Below are 23,886 nucleotides of genomic sequence, written 5' to 3' on the forward strand. Positions count from 1 at the left end.
ACGACTTTTAAAGTGCCGTCAAACTTTTGAGAAGAAGTTTTTCAACCAACATCTCGGACCAACCAGAGCCAACAAACCATCAGCCCCTGTCAGCAAAGCCTTGCATTCTACACCGGTTTGAGCAACCGGAGCAAACATCACCTGACTTCCTTCTTCACCGCAAGAAGCCAGGGACTCAGCAGCGAAGCCGACGACTATAGCACGGATCGCCGCCGATAATTGCGCCCATGGCACTCATCACCCTACTGGACGCTCAGCTCGCATTCGGGCATGTTGCATTGCTGGACCATGCCAGCTTTTCCCTGCAGGCCACGGAGCGCGTCGGCCTGATCGGTCGCAATGGCGCGGGCAAGTCTTCGCTGCTCAAGATACTGGGCGGGCTGGCGAAGGCCGACGACGGCTCGCTGCATGTGCAGCAGGGCGTGCGCATTGCCTTCGTGGCGCAGGAGCCTGTGCTGGACCCGGCGGCCACGATCTTCCAGGCGGCGTCCGATGGGCTGCGGCACATCATTGCGATACGCGACCAGTACCTGTCGGGCGCGGAAGGGGCAGACCTGGATGCGCTGCAGTCGCAGATCGAGGCCTACGATGCCTGGAACTGGGAGCAGCGCGTCGAAGAGACCCTGCAGCGCCTGCACCTGGACCCTCACGCTGTCGTCGGCACACTGTCGGGCGGGACCAAGAAGCGCGTGGCGCTGGCGCAGGCGCTGGTGGCGCGCCCCGATGTGCTGCTGCTGGACGAGCCGACCAACCACCTCGACCTGGATTCGATCGAGTGGCTGGAAGGGCTGCTGATCGACTTCCCCGGCAGCGTGGTCACTATCACCCACGACCGTGCCTTCCTGGACCGCGTGGCCACGCGCATCGTCGAGCTGGACCGGGGCCAGTTGCGCTCTTACCCCGGAAACTTCGCGCAGTACCAGGCGCAGAAGGAGGAGCAACTGGCGCAGGAAGCCGTGATTACCGCCAAGGCCGACAAGTTGCTGGCACAAGAAGAAGTCTGGATTCGCAAGGGCGTGGAAGCGCGCCGCACGCGCAGCCAAAGCCGCATCAGTCGCCTGGAGCAGTTGCGCGCCAAGCGCGCGGCGCGGCGCGAAGCAGTGGGTAGCGTGCGCATGGACGTGGCGACCGGCGGCGCCAGCGGCTACCAGGGCAAGATCGTGGCGGAACTGGCGGGAGTGGGCAAAGCCTTCGGCGACAAAACCATCGTGCGCAACTTCTCGGCCACCATCCTGCGCGGGGACAAGGTGGGGCTGATCGGCCCCAACGGCGCGGGCAAGACGACGCTGCTCAAGATGATCCTCGGCGAGCTGGCGCCGGACACGGGCAGCATCCGCCAAGGGGCCAACCTGCAGGTGGCGTACTTCGACCAGATGCGCCACGCTATCGACCTGGACGCCACGCTGGAAGACTTCATCAGCCCCGGCAGTGAGTGGATCGAGATCGGCAGCCAGCGCAAGCACGTCAAGAGCTACCTGGGCGACTTTTTGTTCTCCCCGGCCCGCGCGCATTCACCTGTGCGGTCACTGTCGGGCGGCGAGCGCAACCGGCTGCTGCTGGCCCGCCTGTTCGCGCGCCCGGCGAACGTGCTGGTGCTGGACGAGCCGACCAACGACCTGGACATCGACACGCTGGACCTGCTGGAAGAACTGTTGGAAAACTACGAAGGCACGGTGTTCCTGGTCAGCCACGACCGCACCTTCCTCGACAACGTGGTGACGAGCACCATCGCGTTCGAGGGCGATGGCCTGTGGCGCGAGTACGAGGGCGGCGTGCAAGACTGGCTGCTGCAGTCCAAGCGCGGCCGGGCACTCCAGGCAGCGCCCGCCCCGGCGCAGAAGGCAGTTGCCCAGAATTTGAATGAAAACAGCCCCCAGCGCTTATCCAGCAAGCGCGAGCAGCTATCAAAAAAGAAGCTGAGTTACAAGGAGCAGCGCGAACTGGAGCAGCTGCCCGACCAGATCGCCGCACTGGAAACGGAGCAAAAAACCTTGCAGGACGCACTGGCCGACGGCAGCCTGTTCAGCACCGATCCCGCGCAGGCCACCGCCATGACGGTGCGCGCGGCCGCCATCGACGACGAGCTGATGGCGGCGCTGGAGCGCTGGACGGCGCTCTCGGACTAGATGCGGTGGTGCAGCCGGTCCGTGGCGCCGCGCAGGCGCGTGATCAGGGCCGGTGCGATCTGCGGAAGCGGCAGCACCTCGTCCGCCGCGCCGTGGGCGATGGCTTCGCGCGGCATGCCGAAGACGATGCACGTGGCCTCGTCCTGCACATAGTTGTAGCTGCCCGCGTCCTTCATCTCGCGCATGGCGGCGGCGCCGTCGTTGCCCATGCCGGTGAGCATGATGCCGAAGGCGTTGCGCCCCACCACGGCGGCGGCGGACTTGAACAGCACCTCGACGGACGGCTTGTGGCGGTTCACCGGCGGGCCGTCGTCCACCACGGCGACGTAGTTGGCGCCGCTGCGCGCCACATGGAACTGCGTGCCGCCCGGGGCGATGTAGGCGTGGCCGGGCAGGATGCGCTCGCCGTTCACGGCTTCCTTCACGGTGATCTGGCACAGGCCGTTCAGCCGCGCGGCGAAGCTGGTGGTGAAGCCCGGCGGCATGTGCTGCGTGATGACGATGGCGGGCGAATCGGCGGGCATGTGTACCAGCACTTCCTTGATGGCCTCGGTGCCGCCGGTGGATGCGCCGATGCAGATCAGCTTCTCGGTGGACAGGCGCCCCAGCAGCGCCGCCGACGACGGCACCGCAGGCGCGGCGCCGCCAGCGGGCGCGGCTTCGCGCGCGGGTGCGCGGCGGACCTGCGCGACTGCCGCCACGCGGATCTTGTCCACGATCTGCGAGGCCAGCTCGTTCAGGCCGCTGGCCAGGCCCACGCGGGGCTTGGCGACGAAGTCGATGGCGCCCAGCTCCAGCGCCCGCATCGTGACCTCGGCACCGCGCTCGGTCAGCGTGGAGATCATCACCACGGGCATGGGGCGCAGGCGCATCAGGCGGCCCAAGAAGTCGATGCCGTCCATGCGGGGCATTTCCACGTCCAGCGTGATGACATCGGGGTTCATCTCGCGGATCATCTCGCGCGCCACCAGCGGGTCGTTGGCCGTGCCGATGCACTCCATGTCGCGCTGCCGGTTGATGATCTCCGACAGCAGACTGCGCACCAGCGCCGAGTCGTCCACCACGATCACCCGGATTTTCTTGCTCATCGACTCACACCTCAATCAAAACAGGTCCACGGAGCCGCCCGCCGTGGCCTTGGCCACCGTGGCTGCGTTGCCCTTGACCTCCTGGGCCAGTTCCTCGGGATGGGCGTGCGCCAGCCGCTTGACCATGGCCTTGCCGGTGACGGGGAAAAAGACCACCTTGCGCGGATAGATGTCCAGCACGTCTTCGGAGACGATGGGAATGCGCTCCGTGTGCAGGTAGTTCAGGACGAAGTTGGTGTTGCGCTCACCCACGTTCATGGTCGTGAAGTTGTGCATGACCTGCGCGCCGCCGAAGATCTTGGCCTGCATGGTTTCGCGGCGGGCGCCCAGCTTGAGCATCTCGTTGATCAGCAGCTCCATGGCGTAGGAGCCGTAGCGCCCCGACACGTCGGTCGCGTCGCCGTCCGGCAGCATGAAGTGGTTCATGCCGCCCACGTGCGCGCGGCTGTCCCACAGGCAGGCGGCGATGCACGATCCCAGCACGGTCATAATGACCAGGCTTTCGTCGGACACGAAATACTCGCCGGGCAGCACCTTCACCGCGTTGTGCTGGAAGTGGTGGTCCAGGTAGAAGAACGACGCCTCGCCGGGCCGACGGCTGCGGGCCTTGAGCTCCACCAGCGACGACTCCCGCACGGGCCTCGCGCCCGATGCGTAAATGTCGGCGCTCAACGGGGCGATGCGGGGGGCGCGGCGGCGCTCGGGCACGGCGGCACCGCCTGCTGCGGCGAGGGAGGGGGAGGTGCCTGCTTGCATAGGGGTCATGGTGCTAGGGTGGCAGGACGGGTCAGAGGCGCTCGTACACCGTCTTGCCGCGCAGCGTGAACAGGTCCCGGGACTCGCTGAAATTCTCGGCATGCCCCACGAACAACATGCCCCCCGGCTTGAGCACCCGGTGGATTCTTTCGAGCACGCGCCGCTGCGTGGGGGCGTCGAAGTAGATCATCACGTTGCGGCAGAACACCACGTCGAAGGGCTCGCGGAACGGCCAGTCATCACGGATGAGGTTGACGCTCATGAAGTCGATGGCGCGCCGCAGCTCGGGCTTGGCGCGCACCATGCCTGCGTTGGCCGCTTTGCCGCGCAAAAAGAACTTTTGCAGGCGCTCCGGGCTCAGGCCCTTGAGGCTGTCGAGGCGGTACACCCCTTGCGCTGCCGTGGCCAGCACGCGCGAGTCGATGTCGCTGGCGGTGAGTTTGAAGGACGCATTCGCGCCCAGCGCCTCGAACGCGGTCATGACGATGGAGTACGGCTCCTCGCCCGTGGACGCCGCGTTGCACCACACACGCCAGTGGGTGCCAGGCTTGGCGCGCAGGTGCGACGCGAAGATCTCGAAATGGTGCTGCTCGCGAAAGAACGCCGTCAGATTGGTGGTGAGCGCGTTGATGAACTCCTGCCACTCGGGACCATCGTGCGTCTCCAGCCAGCCCAGGTAGTCGTGGAAGCTGGTGTGCCCCGTGTCACGCAGCCGCCGCGACAGGCGGCTGTACACCATGGCGTGCTTGCCGTCGTGCAGGCTGATGCCCGCGCGCTGGTAGATCAGCGCCTGGACACGCGCAAAGTCGGCATGGGTCCAGACGAACTCGCGCCCTTGCGCCAGAGGCCCCGCCGGGGCCAGCGCCGCCGCTGCGGCAGCGGGGTCGGGCCTGGCGGCAGATGATGCACGGGTGGATACGGCCATGGGGAGGGGAATGCAGTTCGCTCCAGGAAATTTGCCAGTCGCCCGGCCCTTGCAAGCGGCGCCTATTCGTTAGCAGACACCAGCCCCATGTCCACGCCCGACATGAGCTTCTCGATGTCGAGCAGGATCAGCATGCGCTCGCCCACCGAGCCCAGGCCCAGGATGCAGCTCGCGTCGATGGCGCTGTCGATGTCAGGGGCGGAGCGGATGCTCTCGGCGGTCAGCTCCATCACGTCGCTCACCGAATCCACCACGATGCCCACCACGCGGTTGCGCAGGTTCAGGATGATGACCACGGTGAAGCTGTTGTAGTCCACCTGTGCGCAGTTGAACTTGATGCGCATGTCCACGATGGGCACGATGGTGCCGCGCAGGTTGACCACGCCCTTGATGAAGCTGGGCGCGTTGGCGATGCGCGTAGGGGGCTCGTAGCCGCGTATTTCCTGCACCTTCAGGATGTCGATGCCGTACTCCTCCTGGCCGAGGCGGAAGGTGAGGTACTCGCGCGCCCCGGCGGGCGCGGCGTCTGCGGGTTTACCGGTCACACTCATGGCGTGTTCTCCTATGACTCTGCTTCATGCTTCAGTGCCGCGCCCTGCGCACCAGGCCGCCGGTATCCAGGATCAGGGCCACCGTGCCGTCGCCCAGGATGGTGGCGCCCGACACGTTGGGCACCTTGCGGTAGTTGGACTCCAGGTTCTTGACCACCACCTGGTGCTGGCCCAGCAGTTCGTCCACCAGCAGCGCCACACGGCTGCCGTCGGCCTCGACGACCACCATGATGTTGCTGGACTTGCTGGCGTCCGCGCGCGGCACCTGGAAGATTCTCTCCAGCGCGATCACGGGCATGTATTCGTCGCGCACCTTCACGAGCTGCGAGCCCTGCGCCACCGTGTTCACGTCACTGGCATTGACCTGGAAGGACTCCACCACCGACGACAGCGGCAGGATGTACACCTCGTCGCTCACGCCCACCGACATGCCGTCCATGATGGCCAGCGTGAGCGGCAGGCGCACGGACACCTTCATGCCGTAGCCTTCGGCGGAGTCGATCTCCACCGTGCCGTTGAGGGCGGCGATGTTCTTCTTGACCACGTCCATGCCCACGCCGCGGCCGGACACGTCGGTCACCTCGTCCGCCGTGGAGAAGCCCGGCGCGAAGATCAGTTGCCACACATCGGCATCGCTCATCTGCTCGGACACGTCCAGGCCGCGCTCCTGCGCCTTCTTGAGAATCTTCTCGCGCGACAGGCCCCGGCCATCGTCGCGCACCTCGATGACGATGGAGCCGCCCTGGTGCGAGGCCGACAGCGTGATGGTGCCGTGCTCCGACTTGCCCTTGGCGATGCGGTCGGCGGGCATCTCGATGCCGTGGTCGCAGCTGTTGCGCACCAGGTGGGTCAGCGGGTCGGTGATCTTCTCGACCAGGCCCTTGTCCAGTTCGGTGGCCTCGCCCAGCGTGACCAGCTCGACCTTCTTGCCCAGCTTGTTCGCCAGGTCGCGCAGCATGCGCGGGAAGCGGCTGAAGACGATCGACATGGGGATCATGCGGATCGACATGACCGACTCTTGCAGGTCGCGCGTGTTGCGGTCCAGGTCGGCCAGCCCCGCCAGCAACTGCTGGTAGGCGCCTGCATCCAGCCCGCGGCTGTTCTGCGCCAGCATGGCCTGGGTGATGACGAGCTCGCCGACCAGGTTGATGAGCTGGTCCACCTTCTTCACGTCCACGCGGATGGTGGTGGACTCCATCTGCGCCTGCGCGGCGGCGCGGGGCTCGGCAACCTTGGCCGCTGCAGGCTTCGGCGCCTGGGCGGGTGCGGCCTGGGGCACCCCGCCCGCAGGGGCGCCGGGGGCGTCGTTGAAGAAGCCGTAAACCTCGCTGCTGCCACCGGCATCGGCGGTCGGTGCGGCGGCATCGCGGATCAGCACCTGCTCCTTGGCGACGTGGAAGGCGAACAGGTCCAGCAGGTCGTCGTTGGTGGACGTGGTTTCCACCGCGAAGAGCCGCGTGCCCGGCTGCGGGCTGCCCAGGTCGCGGATGGAGCCCAGGCCGGGGATGTCGCGAAAGAGCTCCTTGACGGCGTCAGCCTGCTCAGGGCGCTCCAGCGGGCCGATCTGGATTTCGAGCGAGCGCGCCACGCCAGGGGCGGACGGCGGGGGCATGGCCGCGGCGGCAGGCGCTGGCGGCGGAGGGGGCGGTGGCGCGGCCACGGCGGCCTCGCTGGGCACCTGCCCGGCGGCCAACTCGCTGATGCGGCGCACCAGGGAGGCCGTGGAGACGGCTTCGCCCTGCCCGCCCGCCTGGTGGCGCGCCAGCAGGCTGCGCGAGGCATCGGCGGATTCGAGCAGCACGTCCACCATCTGCGGGATGGGCTGCAGCTCGTGGCGGCGCAGGCGGTCCAGCAGCGACTCCATCTGGTGCGTCAGCTCCGCCACGTCGGAAAAACCGAAGGTGGCCGAGCCGCCCTTGATCGAATGCGCACAGCGGAAGATGCCGTTGAGTTCTTCGTCGTTGGCGTTCTCCAGATCCAGGTCGAGCAGCATTTGCTCCATCTGGTCGAGGTTCTCGCCCGCTTCTTCAAAGAAGATCTGGTAGAACTGGCTCAGGTCGAAGTCCGCGCCTGCGCCCGATCCTTCTTGGTAGGTTTCCGCCATCTGTAGGCTCCTGCTGTGTTCTGATGGAGTGCCCCGCTCAGCGGATCACCTTCTGGATGACTTCGATCAGGCGGTTGGGGTCGAAGGGCTTGACCAGCCAGCCCGTGGCCCCGGCGGTGCGGCCTGCCTGTTTCATCTGGTCGCTGGACTCGGTGGTCAGGATCAGAATGGGAATGGTCTTGAACTTGGGATTCTCGCGCAGCTTGCGGGTCAGCCCGATGCCATCCAGGCGCGGCATGTTCTGGTCGGCCAGCACGAGATGGATGTCATGGCTCTCGGCCTTTTCCAGGGCGTCCTGCCCGTCCACCGCTTCCACCACATGGTAGCCAGCCCCCGTGAGGGTGAATGACACCATCTTCCGCATGGAAGGTGAATCATCTACGGCAAGGATCGATTGCATGTACGGCTCCAGAAACGGGCTTGAATATATACAGGGAACGGCTTGGCTCAGAACAAGTCCACGGACCCGGCGTCCATTTCGCTTTGCGTCACGGGATTGGGGCGGTCGGGGGCCATCTCGGCGAAGGGGGCCGCCTCCTCGCCCTCTTCGTGGCCCATGGCCTCCGAGGCCAAACGGAACGCGCAGCCTTGCAGCACCTTGGTGGTGTGCCAGATGAGCTGCGAGGCCATGTCCTGGAATTGCAGCTCCGTCACCGCGCTGCGCAGCGCGGCGCGGGCCGCCACGAGCGCTGGAGAATGGGCCACGGCATCGTCGGTCAGCACGGCGTTGGCCTCGGCAAAGCGCTCCAGCAGGTTGTCGGTGGCGTGGTTGAGCAGCCCTTCCAGACGGTGCAGGTCGTGCATGACGACCAGCAGCGAATCCTGCAACTCCGCCGCCACCATGACGGGCACCTGGACAGCAGGCCCTCCAGATGTCGTTAGCGCAGATTGCATCGTTTCTCCATCGCAGCCAGCGCCGCTTGCAAAAATACGGTAGCGTTGATTGAACGCGCGCGCAGAGCCCGCCCCAAGCGGACAAACACCCTTGTTTGTTCCAATTTGTATCCTATGATAGCGCCCCTATGGTCACGATGGCACCCGACCAGACCCTGAACATCCTCCATCTTGAAGATTCCCTGGCGGATCACGAGCTGACCGCACGGGCCTTGCAACGGTCGGGCCTGCCGTGCCGCCTGCTGCGGGTGGACACGCTGCCCGAATTCCAGCGGCTGGCCGACCAGCAAGCGTTCGACATCATCCTGGCCGACTACTGGCTGCCCGGCTTCACCGCGCTGGACGCCTGGGCCCATGTGGCGCGCAAACCGCAGCACCCGCCGTTCGTGCTGCTGTCTGGCGCCATTGGCGAGGCGGCGGCGGTGGACGCCATGCACCTGGGCATTGCCGACTACCTGCTGAAAGACGACCTGCCGCGCCTGCCGCGCGTCATCACGCGCGCGTTGGAGGTCCACGAGGCCCGCCAGGCGCGCGAACAGGCCGTGGCCGAGCTGGCGGCCTCGGAGCGGCGGCTGGCCGACCTGGCGGAGCACCTGCAACTGTCGATCGAGCAGGAGCGCGCCGCCATCGCCCGCGAGATCCACGACGACATCGGCGGCGCGCTGACGGCCGTGCGCTTCGACGTGGCCTGGATGGGCCGCCACAGCGCCGACCCGGCCATGCAGCAGCACGCGGCCTCGGCGGCGGAGATGCTGCAGCACGCCATCGGCGCCAGCCAGCGCATCATGATGAACCTGCGCCCGCCCGTGCTGGAGCAGGGCCTGGTGGCCGCCGTGCAGTGGCTGGCCGAGGGCTTTGCGCGCCGCACCGGCGTACCCGCGCGCGTGCAGTCCAGCAGCGACGCCATCGGCGCCCCGGCGGACGTGCAGCTCGTGGCCTACCGCACGGCGCAGGAGGCGCTGACCAACATCGCCAAGCACGCGCAGGCGGGCAAGGTGCGCATCGACCTGTCCGACCGCGAGGGCGTGCTGACGCTGGAGGTGTCCGACGATGGCCGGGGCATCGCGCCCGAGATGCGGGACAAGCCCAAGTCCTTCGGCCTGAAGGGCCTGCACGAGCGGGCGCGCACGGTGGGCGGCTGGCTGGACGTGAGCAGCAGGCCGGGCCAGGGCACGTCGGTGATACTGTCCGTCCCCCTCACTCCAGGAGACGCGCCGTGATCCACGTAGTGCTGTGCGACGACCACGCCGTGCTGCGGCGCGGCATCCGCGACACGCTGGCCGACGCGCCGGACATCACCGTGACCGGCGAGGCAGGCAGCTATTCCGAGCTGCGCGAAGTGCTGCGCTCGGCGGCCTGCGACGTGCTGCTGCTGGACCTGAACATGCCGGGCCGTGGCGGCCTGGAAGTGCTGGCCAGCCTGCGTGAGACGCACTCCGCCATCAAGGTGCTGGTGGTCTCCATGTACCCCGAGGACCAGTACGCCCTGCGCTGCCTGAAGGCGGGCGCCCAGGGCTACGCCAACAAGGCGGGCGACCCGGTGGAGCTGATCGCCGCCGTGCGCACCGTGGTGCAGGGGCGCAAGTACCTCACCGCCGAGGTGGCGCAGATGCTGGCCGACAGCCTGGCCCAGCCCACGCCCGAGGTGCCGCACGCGGCGCTGTCAGAACGCGAGCTGCAGACGCTGGTGAAGATCGCCTCGGGGCGGCGGCTGTCGGACATTGCCGAGGAGCTGATGCTCAGTCCCAAGACTGTGAGCGTCTATCGCGCGCGGGTGCTGGAGAAGCTCAAGCTCTCCAACAACGCCGAACTCACGGTGTATGCCATCCGCAATCAGTTGGTATAAAAATCATAGCTGCCTGCGCCCGTGTTTTCTTGGTTTCAGAATAAAAACCATCTGAAACCATTGAATGGCAGGCACAAGCAGCTATCATTTTTGAACTATCCAATCCGCACGCCGAAGATGTCCATGGACTGCTGCAAGAGCCGCATGATGGGCTGGTCCAGCAGCGGCAGCGTGGCCGTGATGCCCAGCAGACCCACGGTCAGCGTGACCGGAAAGCCCACGGAGTAGATGTTCATCTGCGGCGCCACGCGCGAGATGATGCCCAGCGCCAGGTTGACGAACAGCAGCAGCCCGATCATGGGCAGCGCTATCCACAGCGCGCTGGCGAACAGCGACGCGCCCAGTTCGTACAGCCGCATCTGCGCCAGCGCCTGCAAGAAGCTGCCGTCCACCGGAAAGCGGTCGAAGCTCTTGACCACCGCCATCAGGATGAGCAGGTGGCCGTTGATGACCACGAACAGCAGCGTGGCCATGTGGCCGAAGAAGCGCGCCACGGCGCTCACCTGGGCGTTGGACGCGGGGTCGAAGAACGAGGCGAAGTTCAGCCCCATTTGCAGGCCGATCACCTCGCCCGCCAACTCCACCGCCGAGAACACCAGCCTGACGGCGAACCCGATCGCCATGCCCACCGCCACCTGCTGCGCCACCGCGCCCAGCGCCTGGTGGCCGTTGAGGCTGATGACCGGCGCATCGGGCAGCGCGGCCTGGGCGCACAGCGCCACCAGGAAGGACAGGCCGATCTTCACGCGCATGGGAATGGCGCGCATGGAAAACACCGGCGCCACCGAGAACACCGCCAGCACACGCAGAAACGGCCACAGGATGGGAGACAGCCAGCCCATCAACTGGGCTTCGGTGAAGGTGATCACCTAACCCAATACCGAGGGTATGGACTCGATGGTGCGGCGGATGTAATCCACCAGCGTGCTCAGCATCCACGGCCCCGCGATGGCGAAAACCACCATGGCCGCCACCAGCTTGGGCACGAAGGCCAGCGTGGCCTCATGGATCTGCGTGACCGCCTGGAAGATGCTCACGAGCAGCCCCACGGCCATCACCACGCCCAGCACCGGCATGGCGATCATCAGCAGCAGGGTCAGGGCCTCGCGGCCCATGGTCAGGACGAATTGGGAGGTCATGGGCGCTCCTCTACGTGACGAAGCTGGCGGCCAGCGAGCCGATCAGCAGGTTCCAGCCATCGGCCAGCACGAACAGCATGAGCTTGAACGGCAGCGCCACCAGCACCGGCGACAGCATCATCATGCCCAGCGACATGAGGATGCTGGACACCACCATGTCGATCACCAGGAAGGGGATGAAGATCATGAAGCCGATCTGGAAGGCAGACTTCAGCTCGCTGGTGACGAAGGCGGGCACCAGCACGCGCAGCGGCGCGGTCTCGGCCGTCACCTTGGGGTCCAGCCGCGCCAGGCGGGAGAACAGCGCAAAGTCGGACTGCCGCGTCTGCTTGAGCATGAAGCTGCGCAGGGGCGCGTCGGCCTTCTGCAGCGCCTGCTCGAAAGTGATGGCGTTGGTGGTGTAGGGCACGTAGGCTTCCTGATAGACGCGGTCGAAGGTCGGCCCCATGACGAAGAAGGTGAGGAACAGCGACAGACCGATGATCACCTGGTTGGGCGGCGCCTGCTGCGTGCCGATGGCCTGGCGCAGCAGCGACAACACGATGACGATGCGCGTGAAGCCCGTCATCATGAGCAGCACGGCAGGTAGAAACGACAGCGCGGTAAAGAACAGCAGCGTCTGGATCGGCACCGAGTAGCTGGTGCCGGTCGGGCCGTTGGCCACCATCAGCGGCAGCGTGCCCTGGGCCTGCTGCGCGAAGGCCGGGGCCGCTGCCAGCGCCGTCAGCGCCAGCCCCCAGCGCAGCCAGGGTGCGGCTTTCTCAGCCATGGTCGGCCTTTGGGCCGTCGCTGCGGGCCGCCGCCATTTCCTGCGCGAAAGAGGCAGGCGTCGGCGGCGCAGACACGGGCAGCACGTGCAGGCAAGTCATCTGCTGCGCCGTCACGCCCAGCACCAGCCAGGTGCGCGCATGCTCCGGCCCCACCTCGACCGTGACCACGCGCTGCTGCGGGCCGACCGCTACCGTGGACAGCACGCGCGACGCCGGGCCTGTGCCGATCTGCCCCGCGCCGTGGCGCTGCTGCAGCCGCCGCACCAGCCACGGCAGGCAGGCCATGGCGGCCACGAAGAGCACCACCACGACCAGGGTCTGGGTCATGCCGCCGCTATCCACGGCTCACTCTGCGCAGCCGCTCCGACGGCGTGACCACGTCGGTCAGGCGGATGCCGAACTTGTCGTTCACCACCACCACCTCGCCCTGGGCGATGAGGTAGCCGTTGACCAGCACGTCCATGGGCTCGCCCGCCAGCGCGTCCAGTTCCACCACCGAGCCCTGGGCGAGCTGCAGGATGTACTTGATCGGCACCTTGGTGCGCCCCAGTTCCACCGAAAGCTGGACAGGGATGTCCAGCACCATGTTGATGTCGTTGACCGTGCCGTCCGAGCCGCCGGAGAACGGGCGCACGGGATCGCCCGACAGAGGGCCACCCTGCTCGGCGTCGGACGGTTTGCCGTCGGTGCGCTTTTGCTCTTCCAGCGCCTCGGCCCAGCCCGCGAACGGATCGTCGGCAGCGGCGTCCTTGTTGCTGTTTTGTTCTTCAGTTGACATTTTTCTCTCCCAGCCAGCTCATGTCCGCGTTGCGCAGGCACTCCTCGACACGGATGGCGTACTTGGAATTGTGGGTGCCGTACTGGCACTCGAAAACGGGCACCCCGCCGATGGTGGCCTGGATGCGCGGCTGCCTGTCCAGCTCGATGAAGTCGCCGGGCTTCATCGCCAGCAGCTGCTCCACGGTGGCGTCTGCCTTGGCCAATTCGGCCACAAGCGTCACCTCGGCAGCCTGGATCTCGCGCGAGAGCACCTTCACCCAGCGCCGGTCCACCTCGATGGAGTCCCCCTGCACGGACGAATACAGCACGTCGCGGATAGGCTCCAGCGTGGCGTAGGGCATGCACAGGTGGATGGCGCCCGACAGGTCGCCGATCTCCAGCTGGAACGCGGTGGACACCACGATCTCGCTGGGCGTGGCGATGTTGGCAAACTGCGGCTGCATCTCCGAGCGCTGGTAGTCCAGCTCCAGCGGGTAAATGCCCTGCCAGGCTTTCTTGTACTCGGTGCAGATCACGTCCACCAGGCGGTTGATGACGCGCTGCTCCGTGGCCGAGAAGTCGCGCCCCTCGATGCGGGTCTGGAACTTGCCCACGCCGCCATACAGCGTGTCGATGATGCCGAACACCAGCGAGGGCTCGCACACGATCAGGCCGCTGCCGCGCAGCGGACGGATGGCGACGATGTTGAAGTTGGTGGGCACCGCCAGTTCGCGCAGGAAGGCGCTGTAGCGCTGCACGGACACCGTGCCCACCGAGATCTCGGGGCTGCGGCGAATGAAGTTGAACAGGCCGATGCGGAAGTTGCGCGCGAACCGCTCGTTGACGATTTCCATCGTCGGCATGCGGCCACGGACGATGCGCTCCTGGCTGGAGAGGTCGTAGTCGCGGATGGCGCCCGCCTCCACCGTTTCCTCGACGGATTTCTGGCTCTCCCCGGTGACCCCTTCTAGGAGGGCATCGACCTCTTCCTGCGAAAGAAATGAATCACTCATGGCTGGTCCTCGCCCGGGTCACTGGATGATGAAGCTGGAGAACAGCACGCGGCGCACCGGGTTGTGCTCGGCGCGGCGGCGCGGGCGCTCGGTCTCTTCGTCGGCGCCCTCTTCCTGTCGCGCGGCGGAGCGGGCGCGCTCGCGCTCGCGCTCGGTCGGCACTGAATAGCCCAGGGGGCGCGAGACCTCGCGCAGGATGTCGTTCGCCAGCTTCTCCTTGCCCTCGCGCTGCAGCATTTCGCTGGAAGTGCGCAGGGAGATGAGCATCAGGATGCCGCTGCGGATGGCAGGAAGGTATTGCTTGACCTGCTCGGCCGTCTTGGCGTCGTCCAGCTCCAGGGTGATGCCGATCTGCGCGAACCGCTCACCGCCGGGGTCGGCCAGGTTCACCACCATGTTCTCCATGGGCAGGAAGGTGGGTGCCACCTTGGCCGTTTCCTTGCGGGCAGCCGGTGCGTCGGCATCGTCCTCCGCGTGCGAGCGGCTGATCAGGAACCACGCCGCGCCCCCGCCCACCACCAACAGCGCCAGCACGACGCCGATGATGATTACCAGCATCTTCTTGCCCTTGTGCGGGGTAGCGGCTGCGGGAGGATTGGCTGACACGATGCGGGTCCTTGGTTGGAAGCAGGCCGCGCCTGCGCGATCAGGGGGCGAGCCGTTGGGGATGGCCCATTATTGGGGCGGGCGGCAACCCATAATAGCCAGAATAAAAGCCCAAAACCATGGCATTCACCGCGCTCGACTGCCCACCTGTGTCATACGAAGACATCGACGGTGCGGTCGGTCGCGCCACCCGGGCGCGGCACTGCGCCGGTGCCCGCAGGCACTGCAGCGACCACCTGCCCCTGGCGGGCGCCCTCGCGCTGGCGCTGCCCGTCCGCAGCGTTGCCGCCTGATCCCTGTCCGGCGGACGTGCCGACCGACATGCCAGACAGCACCAGCCCCTCGCCGCGCAGCAGCTCGCGCAGTTGCGCCATGCCCTGATCGAGCAGTTCGCGCGTCTGCGCCTGGTCGCTGCGGAAGGCCACATGGGCCTCGTTGCCCGACAGGGACACCGAGACTTCCACCGGCTGGCCGTCGCGCTGGAGCGTCAGCTCCGCGTTCTGGGTCTTCTGATGCACCCAGTACGCCACCTGCTCGGCGATCTGGTCCTCGGCACTGGCCTGGGTGGGGTCGGCGACTGCAGCAGTGGCGGCATCGGGGCTGACAGGCTCTTGCGGAGCCTCGGCCATGGCGTCGCCGTACGGCGTGCCAGCGCCCGCCCGTCCTTCGCCGGAACGCGGCCCGGCAGCCCCCGCTTCACCGCCCTGGGCCGATGCCACGGCTGCCAGCAGGCCGTCAGCCAACGGTGCCGATGCCTCGACAAAGGCAGCGCCTGCCGATGCACGGTCCGCGTGCGATGCGCCGGGCACGGCGCGATCACCCACCATCTGCACGGCAGTGGTCGCGGCGGCGGCGTGCGGCGGCACCGAAGCCTGCCGCGCCGCATCGCCAACGCCCGCGCGACCCACGGTGGATGGCGTATCCGCCGCATCCGCACGCTGGGCCAGGGCGCCCTGCATGCGCGACAGCGCGCGCGCAGCGCCGGACGCCATGGCGCTGGAGGGCACCGGACCACCCTGGGCATCCACAGCGGTGTCGAGCATCGTGGTCTCGGCCACCAACCCCTGTGGCTCGCCATACACGCCCTGGGCCACTGGCGCCAACAGGCCCTGCCAGGCTGCGAGCACGCCCTGAACGCCTGCGCCATCCTGGGTCTGCGCCAGCGCCGGGGGGTCGGCCTGCGTTGCCAAGGCGCCGTCCGGCAGCAGCGCCAACTCGTCCTGGCCACCATCTCCCAACGCGGCCAGCAGCGCGAGAAAACCGCCCGCTGCGCCTTCCGTGCCCGCAGCGTCCTGCGCCGCCGACTTGCCACGCGCCGCATGGGCCGACTGTGCGCCCTGCGATGAAGAGGAAGGGGAAATTCTGGCTTGTTCCATGGTCAATGCTCCTGGCCCGCACTGCGGTACTGCAGCGCGGCGCGCTCGTCTGTCTGTTTCTGGTCCCTGCGCATTTCCGCGCGCTCCAGTTCCTGGCGGCGCTTGTCCACCAGCCTGCGCAGACTGGCCAGGCGCAGTTCGGCCTGAAGCAGCGCCTGGCGGGCCGCCTCGACGCGCTGGCTGTGGTGGTCCACCACGCCGGCCTGGATACCGACCGCGTGGCCCAGCCGACCCATGAACTGGTAGTGGTGGTACAGCACCTCGGGCTTCATTGCAGCGTCGGCCTTGACGCCCCAACGTGCCTCGGTTTCGCGCGCGTAGCCTTCGATCTGGTCGAGCTGCGCCCGCGCGCCCTGCTGCGCCGCCTGCGCGTCCTGCAGCACCCGGCGCGCCTCGTCGCGCTTGCGGACGGCGGCCTCGATGGCCACAGTCAGTGCGTTGAGCGCGTTCAGGCTGGACATGGCCGATCAATCCAGCACCGCCGCCATGCCGGCGATGCTTTGTTCCATCGAGGCGGCCTCGAACATGTCCTGCTGCAGAAAGGCCGCCATCTGCGGCTGCAGGCGGATGGCCTCGTCCAGCAACGGGTCGGACCCGCTCATGTACGCACCCACCTGCACCAGGTCGCGGCTCTTCTGGTGGCGCGAATAGACGGCGCGAAAGCGCCGCGCCAGGTCGAAGTGACCGCGCTCGACCACGTTGTGCATCACGCGCGAGGCAGACTGCTCGATGTCGATGGCCGGGAAGTGCCCCGTCTCCGCCAGCGCGCGCGACAGCACGATGTGCCCGTCCAGGATGGCGCGTGCCGCGTCGGCGATCGGGTCCTGCTGGTCGTCGCCTTCGGACAGCACGGTGTAGAACGCGGTAATGGAACCCACGCCGTGCAGGCCGTTGCCGCTGCGCTCGACCAGCGCGGGCAGCTTGGCAAAGCAGCTTGGCGGGTAGCCCTTGGTGGCGGGCGGCTCGCCGATGGCGAGGGCGATCTCGCGCTGCGCCATGGCGTAGCGCGTGAGCGAATCCATGAGCAGCAGCACGTGCTGGCCCTTGTCGCGAAAGTGCTCGGCCACGGCCGTGGCATAGGCCGCGCCCTGCATGCGCAGCAGCGGCGGCGCGTCTGCTGGCGCAGCCACGACGACGGAGCGGGCGCGGCCCTCCTCGCCCAGGATGTCCTCGACGAATTCCTTCACTTCACGGCCCCGCTCGCCGATCAGGCCGACCACGATCACGTCGGCGCGGGTGTAGCGCGCCATCATGCCCAGCAGCACGCTCTTGCCCACGCCCGAACCGGCGAACAGGCCCAGCCGCTGGCCGCGCCCCACGGTCAGCAAAGCGTTGATGGCGCGCACGCCGGTATCGAGCGGCTCGCGCACGGGGTCGCGGTCCATGGCGTTGATCTGGCGGCGGCCCATGGGCTCGGACACCACGTCCTGCACGGGGCCGCCGTGGTCCAGCGGCTGGCCCTGCGCATCGACCACGCGGCCCAGCAGACCCTCGCCCATGGGCAGGCGCAGCACGCCCGCGCGCTGCACGGGGCGCGGCGGCTCGCCCAGCCTGGGAATCGGGATGTAGGGGGCGGCGGGCGTCACGCTGGCGCCGCTCGACAGGCCATGGATGTCGCCCGCAGGCATCAGAAAGGCGCGGTCGCCCGAGAAGCCGACCACCTCGGCCAGCACGGGCGCATGGCCCGGCATCTGCACCATGCACTGCGAGCCCACGGGCACGCGGATGCCCACGGCCTCCAGCACCAGGCCGGTCAGGCGCGTGAGGGTGCCGCGCGTCTCCAGCGGCGCGGGCTCGGCCACGCGCTCGCGCGCGTCCTGCATGAAGCGCTCCCAGGCCGATGTGGGGGATGCGGGGGCGTCAACGGTCATCGCCTTCCTCCGGCGGGGCTTCGTGCTCCCAGGGCGACTGCAGGCCCAGGGCGGCGATGGCGCGCTCCCAGCGCTTGGCCAGGCTGCCGTCCACCACGGTGCCCGCCGATTCGACCAGGCAGCCGCCGGGCGCGACGGCGGGGTCGGCGATCCATTGCACGCCGGGGCCGTCGATTTCCTCGCGCGCCAGGGTGTCCAGGTCGGCAGGGTTCAGCCGCACCGTGGCGGGCCGCCCCTCGGTCACGAGCATGTTGACGGCCTCGCGCACCACGGGCTGCAGGGCGTTGGGGTTCACGGTCAGCTCCTGGCGCACCACCTGGCGGGCGATGTCGCAGGCCAGTTCCAGCACCTGCTGGGCCATGGCTTGCTGCAGGTCGATCAGGCTGGCGTCCAGCGTCTGCATCACGGCCTGCAGGCGCTGGGCGGCCTGGCGGCCCTGGTCGGCGATGTAGTCGTCCATGCGGCGCTGCCATTCCAGCGCGGTTTCTTCGCGGCCCTGGGCCAGGCCCTGCGCGTGGGCGTCGTCCAGCGCCTGCTGCAGCAGGGCCTGCTGGGCGGCCTCGTCGATCTCGGGCGGGATCTCGGCGGCGGACTGCGGCTCGGGCTCCACGGGGTCGGAGCCATCGACCGCGCCGAACTTCCATCGCGTAACGTCGCCCACCTCCTCGCTGGGGATGAAGCGCGCGTACAGGCGGTTGTATCCGTGGTGCGGGTTAGACGAAGGCATCTTCACCACCACTTCCGATCACGATCTGGCCTTCGTCGGACAGGCGGCGCACGGTCTTCAAGATTTCCTTCTGCTGCGCCTCGACCTCGGACAGCCGCATGGGGCCGCGCGATTCGAGGTCTTCGCGCAGCGCCTCGGCGGCGCGGGTGGACATGTTGGACAGGAACTTCTCGCGCAGCTCGGGCACCGCGCCCTTGAGGGCCACGATGAGGGTCTCGGACGCGATTTCCTTGAGCACGGTCTGGATGGCCCGGTCGTCGAGCTTGAGCACGTCCTCGAACACGAACATCTTGTCCATGATCTTCTGGGCCAGCTCCGGGTCGTAGCCGCGGATGGATTCGAGCACCACCGTGTCCATGTTGCCGCCCAGCATGTTGATGATTTCGGCTGCCGCCTTGACGCCGCCCAGCGAGCTCTTGCGCACCTTGTCACCACCGGCCAGCACCTTGAACAGCACCTCGTTCAAGTCCTTGAGCGCCGTAGGCTGGATGCCCTCCAGCGTGGCCACGCGCAGCAGAATTTCACTGCGCTGGCGGTCCGTCAGGTGCATCAGGATGCCCGACGCCTGGTCCGCATCCAGATGCACCAGGATGGCGGCCACGATCTGCGGGTGCTCGTTGCGCAGCAGCTCGGCCACCGACAGAGGGTCCATCCACTTGAGGCTTTCGATGCCCGACACGTCGCCGCCCTGCAGGATGCGGTCGATCAGCAGGCCCGCCTTGTCCTCGCCCAGGGCGCGCTTGAGCACGGCGCGCACGTAGTTGCCGGTGTCGGACACCAGCAGGCTCTGCGCGGCAGCGGCGTCCGAGAACTTGTTGATGACCTCGTCCACCTTCTCCTTGGAGACGGCGCGCATGCGTGCGATAGTTTCGCCCAGCTTCTGCACCTCCTTGGGCGAGAAGTGCTTGAAGACTTCGGCCGCCTCCTCCTCGCCGAGGGACATCAGCATGATGGCGGCTTCGTTGAGTCCTTGGTCGTCCATGGTGGTCGTCGTCCAGGTTCAGGCGGCCCCGTCGCCGTTCAGCCAGGTCTTGAGGATGTTGGCCACGGCCACTGGGTTCTCCTTGGCCAGCACGCGCGCTTCTTCCAGGCGCAGCTGCTCGGGCGTGGCGGGAAGCGCGTCCTTCTTGGTGGGCATGGGCAGCGCCGGGCGCTCGGGGGTTTCGGCCTCCAGCGCATTGAGCTTGCCGCCCGCCATGGCGCCAGCCTTGACCTTCTCGGCCTTGGCCGGGTTCGGGTTCTTCAATGCCGGGCGCACCAGGCCCAGCAGCACCAGGGCCGCGAAGAGCACCGCGCCCACGGGCCAGGCGAAGCTCTTGGCCAGGTCGATCATTTCGGGCTGCTTCCACAGCGGCACGTCGGTGGCAGGCGCGGGCTCCATCTGGAACTGGGTGTTCATCAGGTTCACCGAGTCGCCGCGCTCCTTGTTGAAGCCGATGGTCTCGCGCACCAGGGCCGTCATCTGCTCCAGCTGCGCGGGGGTCAGGGCCTTGGGCACCATCTTGCCCTTGTCTTCCACGGCCTGGTAGTTCACCACCACGGCGGCGCTCAGGCGCTTGATGGCGCCGGTGCTGCCGCGCGTCACGCGCACGGTCTTGTCCACCTCATAGTTGATGGTGGACTCACGCTTGCCCAGCGCGCCTTCGATGCCCTGCTGCGCCACACCACCCGCCGCAGGCGCGGCGTTGGTGCCATTGATGGGCGCGGTGGACGGCGCGGGCGGCTGGTTGCTGACCGCGCCGGGCACGCCCAAGGGGGCCTTGCCGGATGCGTCGCGGCTCTCCAGCACCTGCTGACTGCGCACGGCGCTGGTATCGGGCGTCTGGTTGGGGCGGAACTGCTCGGACGTGGAATCGGTCTGCGTGAAATCCACCTCGGCCGTGACCTGCGCCTTGACGTTGTCGCGCCCCACCACCGGCTCCAGGATGTCCATGATGCGGCGCGTGTACTGCTGTTCGAGCTGCTGCACGAACATGAGCTGCTGCACGTTCGCCTCGGTGCCTGCCGCGCCGCCGTCGGGCGACTGCGACAGCAGCTTGCCGGTGTCGTCGAGCACGCTCACGGCAGACGGCGACAGCTCGGGCACGCTGGACGCCACCAGATGCACGATGCCCGCGAGCTGCGCGCGGTCCAGCGTGCGGCCCGGGTGCAGGCTCACCAGCACCGAGGCCGAGGGCTTTTGCTGCTCGCGGAAGAAGCCGTTCTGGTTGGGCAGCGCCAGATGCACGCGCGCGCCCTGCACGGACGACAGCGCCTGGATGGAGCGCGTCAGCTCCCCCTCCAGCCCACGCTGGAAGTTCAGCCGCTCCTGAAACTGCGTCATGCCGAACTTGCTGTTCTCCATCAGCTCGAAGCCCGTCACCGAGCCCTTGGGCAGCCCCTGCGTGGCCAGGCGCAGGCGCACGTCGTGGACGCGCTCGGCCGGGATCAGGATGGCGCCGCCGCCGTCGGCGTATTTGTAGGGCACGTTCATCTGCGACAGCTGCGCCACGATGGCGCCGCCGTCCTTGTCGCTCAGGTTGGCGAACAGCACGCGGTAGTCGGGCTGGCGCCCGAGCACGATGGCGGCAATGGCCGCCGCCACCAGCAGCGCCACACCCACCCCCAGCCGCATGCGCTGCGCCCGGTCGAGGGCGGACACCCGCTGCAGCCAGTTGGGGCTGGCGGCGAGCGCGGGCGGGTTGTTCAAAGGGACTTCAGCAACTGCAGACATCTTGCTTTCCGGTAGGGGAAGGGCCGGTCGGGGCTTGGCGTGGGGTCGATTATTCGGCCCGGGCCTGCCCAATGTTCGCTCGATAAGCCGCGCGTTTGGCCATCAATTCAGGGCGATGGGCCAGGGCGCGCTGGCTACGATACGCAGCATACCCCCATACCCTACGGATACAGCCATGGACCTTCGCATCCCCAGCTCCACCGCCCCCCTCACGGGCGCAGGCGTTGCGCGCCGTGCCGCTGCACCGCAAGGCACCGGCGGCGAAGTGGGCTTCTCCAACGCGCTCCAGGGCGCGCTGCAGTCCGTCAGCGACGCGCAGAACCGGTCCAGCCAACTGCAGACCGAGGTGCAGAAGGAAAACCCGTCCGTCAGCCTGGAAGAAACCATGGTCGCCATCCAGAAGGCCCAAATCGGCTTCCAGGCCACGCTGCACGTGCGCAACCGCATGGTGCAGGCCTATACGGACATCATGAACATGCAGGTGTGATGGTTGCTATCAATAAATGAGCTTGCTGCGCCTGTCGCAAGCTATTTTCAATACAAAAACCATTCCAAACTCAGATCAATCAGGCGCCAGCAGCTATTGAATGAATAGCACTCCCAAGTCCCGCCAGGACACTACCCGTACCCCGCTGCGCTCATAGCCGTCCGTGCCGCCATGCACCAGCCACGGGGTCAGCGCTTCCTCTCCCGCAATCCGGCCCGCCTTCTGCCCGGCGCGAATGTAGTCCTGCGTCACCGTCTGGCCGGACTTGATCTCCACCGGCTGCACCCGGCCTTCGGTTTCGAACAATAAGTCGGCCTCCAGGCCGTTGCTATCGCGCCAGAAATAAAGGTCAGCGCTGCGCCCCGCGTTGAAGCGGGCCTTGATGAATTCACCCACGACCCAGCCCTCGAACAACGCACCGCGCAGCGGGTGCAAGGCCAGCATGCTCTCGGACGTGATGCCCAGCAGCCAGCAGGCCAGCCCCGAGTCCAGAAAGTACAGCTTGGGCGTCTTCACCAGCCGCTTGCCGAAATTGCGGTGGTAGGGCGGCAGGCGATGTACGAGGTAGCTGCTCTCCAGCACCGCCAGCCAGTCGCGGGCGCTGCCCTGCGAGATGCCTGCCTCGCCCGCCAGCGCCGTCAGGTTCAGCAGTTGTCCATTGCGCGCCGCGCACAGCCGCAAGAAGCGCTGGAACGTGGTCAGGTCCTGCACGTTCATCACCTGCCGCACGTCGCGCTCCACATACGTGGCGACGTAGCTCGGGTACCAGTCGCCTGCCGCTATGCCCTGCGCATGCAGGGCCGGGTAGCTGCCCGTCAGCATTAGGCGGTCCAGCGTGACACCCGCACCGCCCGCGCCCAGCTCCGCCAGGGACAGGGGCAGAAGCTGCGTCACCGCCACCCGCCCTGCCAGCGACTGCGTGATGCCCGCCAGCAGGCCAAACTGCTGCGAACCGGTCAGCACGAAGCGCCCTGGGCGCCGGTCTTCATCCACCAGCCCCTGCAGCCATGAGAACAGCTCGGGCCAGCGCTGCGCCTCGTCGAAGATGGCCCCGTCGGGAAAACGCGCCAGAAAGCCCTTGGGGTCTTCCCGCGCAAACGCCAGCTCCGCCGGATTTTCCAGGCTGACATAGGGCTTGCCAGCGAATTCGGCGCGCGCCAGGGTCGTCTTGCCCGACTGGCGCGGCCCGGTGATGGCGACGACCGGGAAAACGCCCGCCAGGCGGCGCAGGGTTGTGCCCAAGGTGCGTGGCAGCATCAGCAGACCTCAATTTTATACAAATCCGTATTTTATCTGCGGATTTGCATAAAATCAGCCATGAGCCGCCCAATGCAAAAAGGGAACGCAGTGGTGCGTTCCCATCCCTGGCGTTCCCGCCGCTCAGTGCATCACCTGCGGCTGGCCCTCGAACATGTGCTCGAACTGCGCCAGCCAGGGCTCGGCCAGGCAGCGGATTTGCGCGTCGTTGCGCAGGATGCGCTGCATGATGCGCGTCTTCTCGCGGCGCTGTTCGGGCAGCAGCTCCTGCTCTTGCGACTGGTAGCGCAGCTGCTCGATGAGCACGGCACAGGCGCCTTCATGGCGCACCACGCCGTCCCAGTCCTTCACGCGGGCGGCCTCCAGCATCTTGGCGCTGCTGTCCTCGATCGCCTTGTAGAAATCGATCAATTGCGCCTGCATCGTCATGCTCCCGCGCCCCTGTCTTGCTGCTGCGCTGCGCCGCCGATGGAGCCCCAGCTCTGGGCCACGGGCTCGATCAGGGCCACCACCTCGGCGACCAGCGTCTCGTCGCTGCGCAGGTTGGCCAGGGTGAGGCGGTTCACGCAATAGGTGTACAGGGCGTGCAGGTTGGTGGTCAGCTCGCCGCCCTCGGGGCCCAGGGCGCCCTTGAGGCCCTCCTCCAGAATGCGCACCGCCTTGCCCAGCAGGCGGCCCTTGGCGTCCACCTCGCGGCGCTGCATGGCGCCGCGCGCCTCGTTCAGGGTCTGCAGCAGGCCATCGAACAGCATCTGGATCAACTGGTGGGGGCTTGCGCCCGCCACACTGGACTGCACGCCCACCTGGCGGTAGGCATTGGCGGCGCGGGAACTTACGGGGGTGTACATGGCGACCATTCCTGTTGACTGCGTACCTTT

Annotated in this window: 27 protein-coding genes; 4 read left to right on the forward strand and 23 right to left on the reverse strand. The window is 67.3% G+C overall.

All coding sequences use genetic code 11. The annotated features are described in order from the left end of the window. Window positions 1–227 precede the first annotated feature (227 nt). Window positions 228–2,126, forward strand: a complete 1,899-nt coding sequence (locus tag QM569_RS02635) for an ATP-binding cassette domain-containing protein (RefSeq protein WP_414985674.1) — start codon at window positions 228–230, stop codon at window positions 2,124–2,126. Here QM569_RS02635 and QM569_RS02640 read toward each other — a convergent pair. The 7 genes from QM569_RS02640 to QM569_RS02670 all read right to left on the reverse strand — a co-directional run bounded on the left by QM569_RS02640 (window position 2,123) and on the right by QM569_RS02670 (window position 8,444). Beyond that, entirely contained in the window at window positions 2,123–3,214 is a 1,092-nt protein-coding gene (locus QM569_RS02640) for a protein-glutamate methylesterase/protein-glutamine glutaminase (protein ID WP_414985675.1), read from the reverse strand. The two genes, QM569_RS02635 and QM569_RS02640, sit on opposite strands and share 4 nt — an antisense overlap. A 15-nt stretch (window positions 3,215–3,229) precedes the next feature. Beyond that, window positions 3,230–3,970: a chemoreceptor glutamine deamidase CheD gene (gene cheD, locus QM569_RS02645; RefSeq protein WP_414985705.1), complete on the reverse strand. Its 741-nt coding sequence runs from the start codon at window positions 3,968–3,970 to the stop codon at window positions 3,230–3,232. A gap of 31 nt (window positions 3,971–4,001) precedes the next feature. Beyond that, entirely contained in the window at window positions 4,002–4,895 is an 894-nt protein-coding gene (locus QM569_RS02650; protein ID WP_414985676.1) for a CheR family methyltransferase, read from the reverse strand. A gap of 62 nt (window positions 4,896–4,957) precedes the next feature. After that, complete coding sequence (locus QM569_RS02655) at window positions 4,958–5,446, reverse strand: chemotaxis protein CheW (RefSeq protein ID WP_414985677.1); 489 nt, start codon at window positions 5,444–5,446, stop codon at window positions 4,958–4,960. A 31-nt stretch (window positions 5,447–5,477) separates the two neighbouring features. Then, on the reverse strand, window positions 5,478–7,550 hold the full coding sequence (locus QM569_RS02660) for a chemotaxis protein CheW (protein ID WP_414985678.1): 2,073 nt from the start codon (window positions 7,548–7,550) through the stop codon (window positions 5,478–5,480). Window positions 7,551–7,587: 37 nt separating this feature from the next. After that, a complete protein-coding gene (locus QM569_RS02665; RefSeq protein WP_414985679.1) occupies window positions 7,588–7,950 on the reverse strand; it encodes a response regulator in 363 nt (120 codons plus the stop codon). A gap of 47 nt (window positions 7,951–7,997) precedes the next feature. After that, complete coding sequence (locus tag QM569_RS02670; RefSeq protein ID WP_414985680.1) at window positions 7,998–8,444, reverse strand: hypothetical protein; 447 nt, start codon at window positions 8,442–8,444, stop codon at window positions 7,998–8,000. Window positions 8,445–8,572: 128 nt separating this feature from the next. On the opposite strand from QM569_RS02670, the gene QM569_RS02675 reads away from it, so the two are divergent. Continuing rightward, window positions 8,573–9,664 carry an ATP-binding protein gene (locus tag QM569_RS02675; protein ID WP_414985681.1) on the forward strand — a complete coding sequence of 364 codons (1,092 nt, stop codon included), beginning with the start codon at window positions 8,573–8,575 and terminating at the stop codon, window positions 9,662–9,664. After that, window positions 9,661–10,290, forward strand: coding sequence for a response regulator (locus tag QM569_RS02680; protein WP_414985682.1), 630 nt, complete (start codon window positions 9,661–9,663; stop codon window positions 10,288–10,290). The genes QM569_RS02675 and QM569_RS02680 overlap by 4 nt, the downstream gene beginning before the upstream one ends. Before the next feature lie 95 nt (window positions 10,291–10,385). Here QM569_RS02680 and fliR read toward each other — a convergent pair whose 3' ends face one another. The 13 genes from fliR to fliF form a co-directional block, all read right to left on the reverse strand. Next, a complete protein-coding gene (gene fliR / locus QM569_RS02685; RefSeq protein WP_414985683.1) occupies window positions 10,386–11,159 on the reverse strand; it encodes a flagellar biosynthetic protein FliR in 774 nt (257 codons plus the stop codon). Continuing rightward, the gene (gene fliQ, locus QM569_RS02690) at window positions 11,160–11,429 is read right to left on the reverse strand and encodes a flagellar biosynthesis protein FliQ (protein ID WP_414985684.1); all 270 of its coding nucleotides are present in this window, start codon (window positions 11,427–11,429) and stop codon (window positions 11,160–11,162) included. A gap of 10 nt (window positions 11,430–11,439) precedes the next feature. Next, complete coding sequence (gene fliP / locus QM569_RS02695; RefSeq protein WP_414985685.1) at window positions 11,440–12,198, reverse strand: flagellar type III secretion system pore protein FliP; 759 nt, start codon at window positions 12,196–12,198, stop codon at window positions 11,440–11,442. Continuing rightward, on the reverse strand, window positions 12,191–12,526 hold the full coding sequence (locus QM569_RS02700; RefSeq protein ID WP_414985686.1) for a FliO/MopB family protein: 336 nt from the start codon (window positions 12,524–12,526) through the stop codon (window positions 12,191–12,193). The genes fliP and QM569_RS02700 overlap by 8 nt, the downstream gene beginning before the upstream one ends. A 7-nt stretch (window positions 12,527–12,533) precedes the next feature. Further along, on the reverse strand, window positions 12,534–12,977 hold the full coding sequence (gene fliN / locus QM569_RS02705) for a flagellar motor switch protein FliN (protein WP_414985687.1): 444 nt from the start codon (window positions 12,975–12,977) through the stop codon (window positions 12,534–12,536). Next, window positions 12,967–13,971 (reverse strand): flagellar motor switch protein FliM, encoded by a 1,005-nt coding sequence (fliM, locus tag QM569_RS02710; RefSeq protein ID WP_414985688.1) that lies wholly within the window; start codon window positions 13,969–13,971, stop codon window positions 12,967–12,969. Before fliM ends, fliN begins: the two co-directional genes overlap by 11 nt. An 18-nt stretch (window positions 13,972–13,989) precedes the next feature. Continuing rightward, on the reverse strand, window positions 13,990–14,577 hold the full coding sequence (gene fliL / locus QM569_RS02715) for a flagellar basal body-associated protein FliL (protein WP_414985689.1): 588 nt from the start codon (window positions 14,575–14,577) through the stop codon (window positions 13,990–13,992). A 152-nt stretch (window positions 14,578–14,729) separates the two neighbouring features. Further along, the gene (locus QM569_RS02720) at window positions 14,730–15,953 is read right to left on the reverse strand and encodes a flagellar hook-length control protein FliK (protein ID WP_414985690.1); all 1,224 of its coding nucleotides are present in this window, start codon (window positions 15,951–15,953) and stop codon (window positions 14,730–14,732) included. A gap of 2 nt (window positions 15,954–15,955) precedes the next feature. Then, window positions 15,956–16,405: a flagellar export protein FliJ gene (fliJ, locus tag QM569_RS02725; RefSeq protein ID WP_414985706.1), complete on the reverse strand. Its 450-nt coding sequence runs from the start codon at window positions 16,403–16,405 to the stop codon at window positions 15,956–15,958. A gap of 15 nt (window positions 16,406–16,420) precedes the next feature. Continuing rightward, window positions 16,421–17,824 (reverse strand): flagellar protein export ATPase FliI, encoded by a 1,404-nt coding sequence (gene fliI / locus QM569_RS02730; protein WP_414985691.1) that lies wholly within the window; start codon window positions 17,822–17,824, stop codon window positions 16,421–16,423. Then, window positions 17,814–18,551 carry a FliH/SctL family protein gene (locus QM569_RS02735; protein WP_414985692.1) on the reverse strand — a complete coding sequence of 246 codons (738 nt, stop codon included), beginning with the start codon at window positions 18,549–18,551 and terminating at the stop codon, window positions 17,814–17,816. Before QM569_RS02735 ends, fliI begins: the two co-directional genes overlap by 11 nt. Beyond that, window positions 18,538–19,533 carry a flagellar motor switch protein FliG gene (gene fliG / locus QM569_RS02740; protein WP_414985693.1) on the reverse strand — a complete coding sequence of 332 codons (996 nt, stop codon included), beginning with the start codon at window positions 19,531–19,533 and terminating at the stop codon, window positions 18,538–18,540. The genes QM569_RS02735 and fliG overlap by 14 nt, the downstream gene beginning before the upstream one ends. Window positions 19,534–19,551: 18 nt before the next feature. Next, window positions 19,552–21,264, reverse strand: a complete 1,713-nt coding sequence (gene fliF / locus QM569_RS02745; RefSeq protein WP_414985694.1) for a flagellar basal-body MS-ring/collar protein FliF — start codon at window positions 21,262–21,264, stop codon at window positions 19,552–19,554. Window positions 21,265–21,439: 175 nt separating this feature from the next. On the opposite strand from fliF, the gene fliE reads away from it, so the two are divergent. Further along, window positions 21,440–21,751 carry a flagellar hook-basal body complex protein FliE gene (gene fliE, locus QM569_RS02750; protein ID WP_414985695.1) on the forward strand — a complete coding sequence of 104 codons (312 nt, stop codon included), beginning with the start codon at window positions 21,440–21,442 and terminating at the stop codon, window positions 21,749–21,751. A 93-nt stretch (window positions 21,752–21,844) separates the two neighbouring features. Here the strand turns inward: fliE and QM569_RS02755 are convergent, their stop codons facing one another. From QM569_RS02755 to fliS, 3 genes are all read right to left on the reverse strand, one after another. Continuing rightward, entirely contained in the window at window positions 21,845–23,008 is a 1,164-nt protein-coding gene (locus tag QM569_RS02755) for an ATP-binding protein (RefSeq protein ID WP_414985696.1), read from the reverse strand. 123 nt (window positions 23,009–23,131) lie between these two features. Beyond that, window positions 23,132–23,431 (reverse strand): flagellar protein FliT, encoded by a 300-nt coding sequence (locus QM569_RS02760; RefSeq protein ID WP_414985707.1) that lies wholly within the window; start codon window positions 23,429–23,431, stop codon window positions 23,132–23,134. A gap of 2 nt (window positions 23,432–23,433) precedes the next feature. Then, entirely contained in the window at window positions 23,434–23,856 is a 423-nt protein-coding gene (gene fliS / locus QM569_RS02765) for a flagellar export chaperone FliS (RefSeq protein WP_414985697.1), read from the reverse strand. Window positions 23,857–23,886 lie beyond the last annotated feature (30 nt).

Origin of the sequence: Acidovorax sp. (assembly GCF_047607405.1) — a bacterium.
GTDB lineage: Bacteria > Pseudomonadota > Gammaproteobacteria > Burkholderiales > Burkholderiaceae_C > Acidovorax.

Excerpts from the sequence above, each read along its gene's own strand:
- QM569_RS02755 (WP_414985696.1), bottom strand. The coding sequence starts at position 23,008 with ATGCTGCCACGCACCTTGGGCACAACCCTGCGCCGCCTGGCGGGCGTT.
- fliI (WP_414985691.1), bottom strand. The coding sequence starts at position 17,824 with ATGACCGTTGACGCCCCCGCATCCCCCACATCGGCCTGGGAGCGCTTC.
- fliN (WP_414985687.1), bottom strand. The coding sequence starts at position 12,977 with ATGTCAACTGAAGAACAAAACAGCAACAAGGACGCCGCTGCCGACGAT.
- fliF (WP_414985694.1), bottom strand. The coding sequence starts at position 21,264 with ATGTCTGCAGTTGCTGAAGTCCCTTTGAACAACCCGCCCGCGCTCGCC.
- QM569_RS02665 (WP_414985679.1), bottom strand. The coding sequence starts at position 7,950 with ATGCAATCGATCCTTGCCGTAGATGATTCACCTTCCATGCGGAAGATG.
- QM569_RS02675 (WP_414985681.1), top strand. The coding sequence starts at position 8,573 with ATGGTCACGATGGCACCCGACCAGACCCTGAACATCCTCCATCTTGAA.
- QM569_RS02760 (WP_414985707.1), bottom strand. The coding sequence starts at position 23,431 with ATGCAGGCGCAATTGATCGATTTCTACAAGGCGATCGAGGACAGCAGC.
- QM569_RS02700 (WP_414985686.1), bottom strand. The coding sequence starts at position 12,526 with ATGACCCAGACCCTGGTCGTGGTGGTGCTCTTCGTGGCCGCCATGGCC.
- fliS (WP_414985697.1), bottom strand. The coding sequence starts at position 23,856 with ATGTACACCCCCGTAAGTTCCCGCGCCGCCAATGCCTACCGCCAGGTG.
- QM569_RS02720 (WP_414985690.1), bottom strand. The coding sequence starts at position 15,953 with ATGGAACAAGCCAGAATTTCCCCTTCCTCTTCATCGCAGGGCGCACAG.
- cheD (WP_414985705.1), bottom strand. The coding sequence starts at position 3,970 with ATGCAAGCAGGCACCTCCCCCTCCCTCGCCGCAGCAGGCGGTGCCGCC.
- fliM (WP_414985688.1), bottom strand. The coding sequence starts at position 13,971 with ATGAGTGATTCATTTCTTTCGCAGGAAGAGGTCGATGCCCTCCTAGAA.
- QM569_RS02640 (WP_414985675.1), bottom strand. The coding sequence starts at position 3,214 with ATGAGCAAGAAAATCCGGGTGATCGTGGTGGACGACTCGGCGCTGGTG.
- fliE (WP_414985695.1), top strand. The coding sequence starts at position 21,440 with ATGGACCTTCGCATCCCCAGCTCCACCGCCCCCCTCACGGGCGCAGGC.
- QM569_RS02635 (WP_414985674.1), top strand. The coding sequence starts at position 228 with ATGGCACTCATCACCCTACTGGACGCTCAGCTCGCATTCGGGCATGTT.
- QM569_RS02655 (WP_414985677.1), bottom strand. The coding sequence starts at position 5,446 with ATGAGTGTGACCGGTAAACCCGCAGACGCCGCGCCCGCCGGGGCGCGC.
- fliP (WP_414985685.1), bottom strand. The coding sequence starts at position 12,198 with ATGGCTGAGAAAGCCGCACCCTGGCTGCGCTGGGGGCTGGCGCTGACG.
- fliQ (WP_414985684.1), bottom strand. The coding sequence starts at position 11,429 with ATGACCTCCCAATTCGTCCTGACCATGGGCCGCGAGGCCCTGACCCTG.
- QM569_RS02670 (WP_414985680.1), bottom strand. The coding sequence starts at position 8,444 with ATGCAATCTGCGCTAACGACATCTGGAGGGCCTGCTGTCCAGGTGCCC.
- QM569_RS02735 (WP_414985692.1), bottom strand. The coding sequence starts at position 18,551 with ATGCCTTCGTCTAACCCGCACCACGGATACAACCGCCTGTACGCGCGC.
- QM569_RS02650 (WP_414985676.1), bottom strand. The coding sequence starts at position 4,895 with ATGGCCGTATCCACCCGTGCATCATCTGCCGCCAGGCCCGACCCCGCT.
- QM569_RS02660 (WP_414985678.1), bottom strand. The coding sequence starts at position 7,550 with ATGGCGGAAACCTACCAAGAAGGATCGGGCGCAGGCGCGGACTTCGAC.
- fliG (WP_414985693.1), bottom strand. The coding sequence starts at position 19,533 with ATGGACGACCAAGGACTCAACGAAGCCGCCATCATGCTGATGTCCCTC.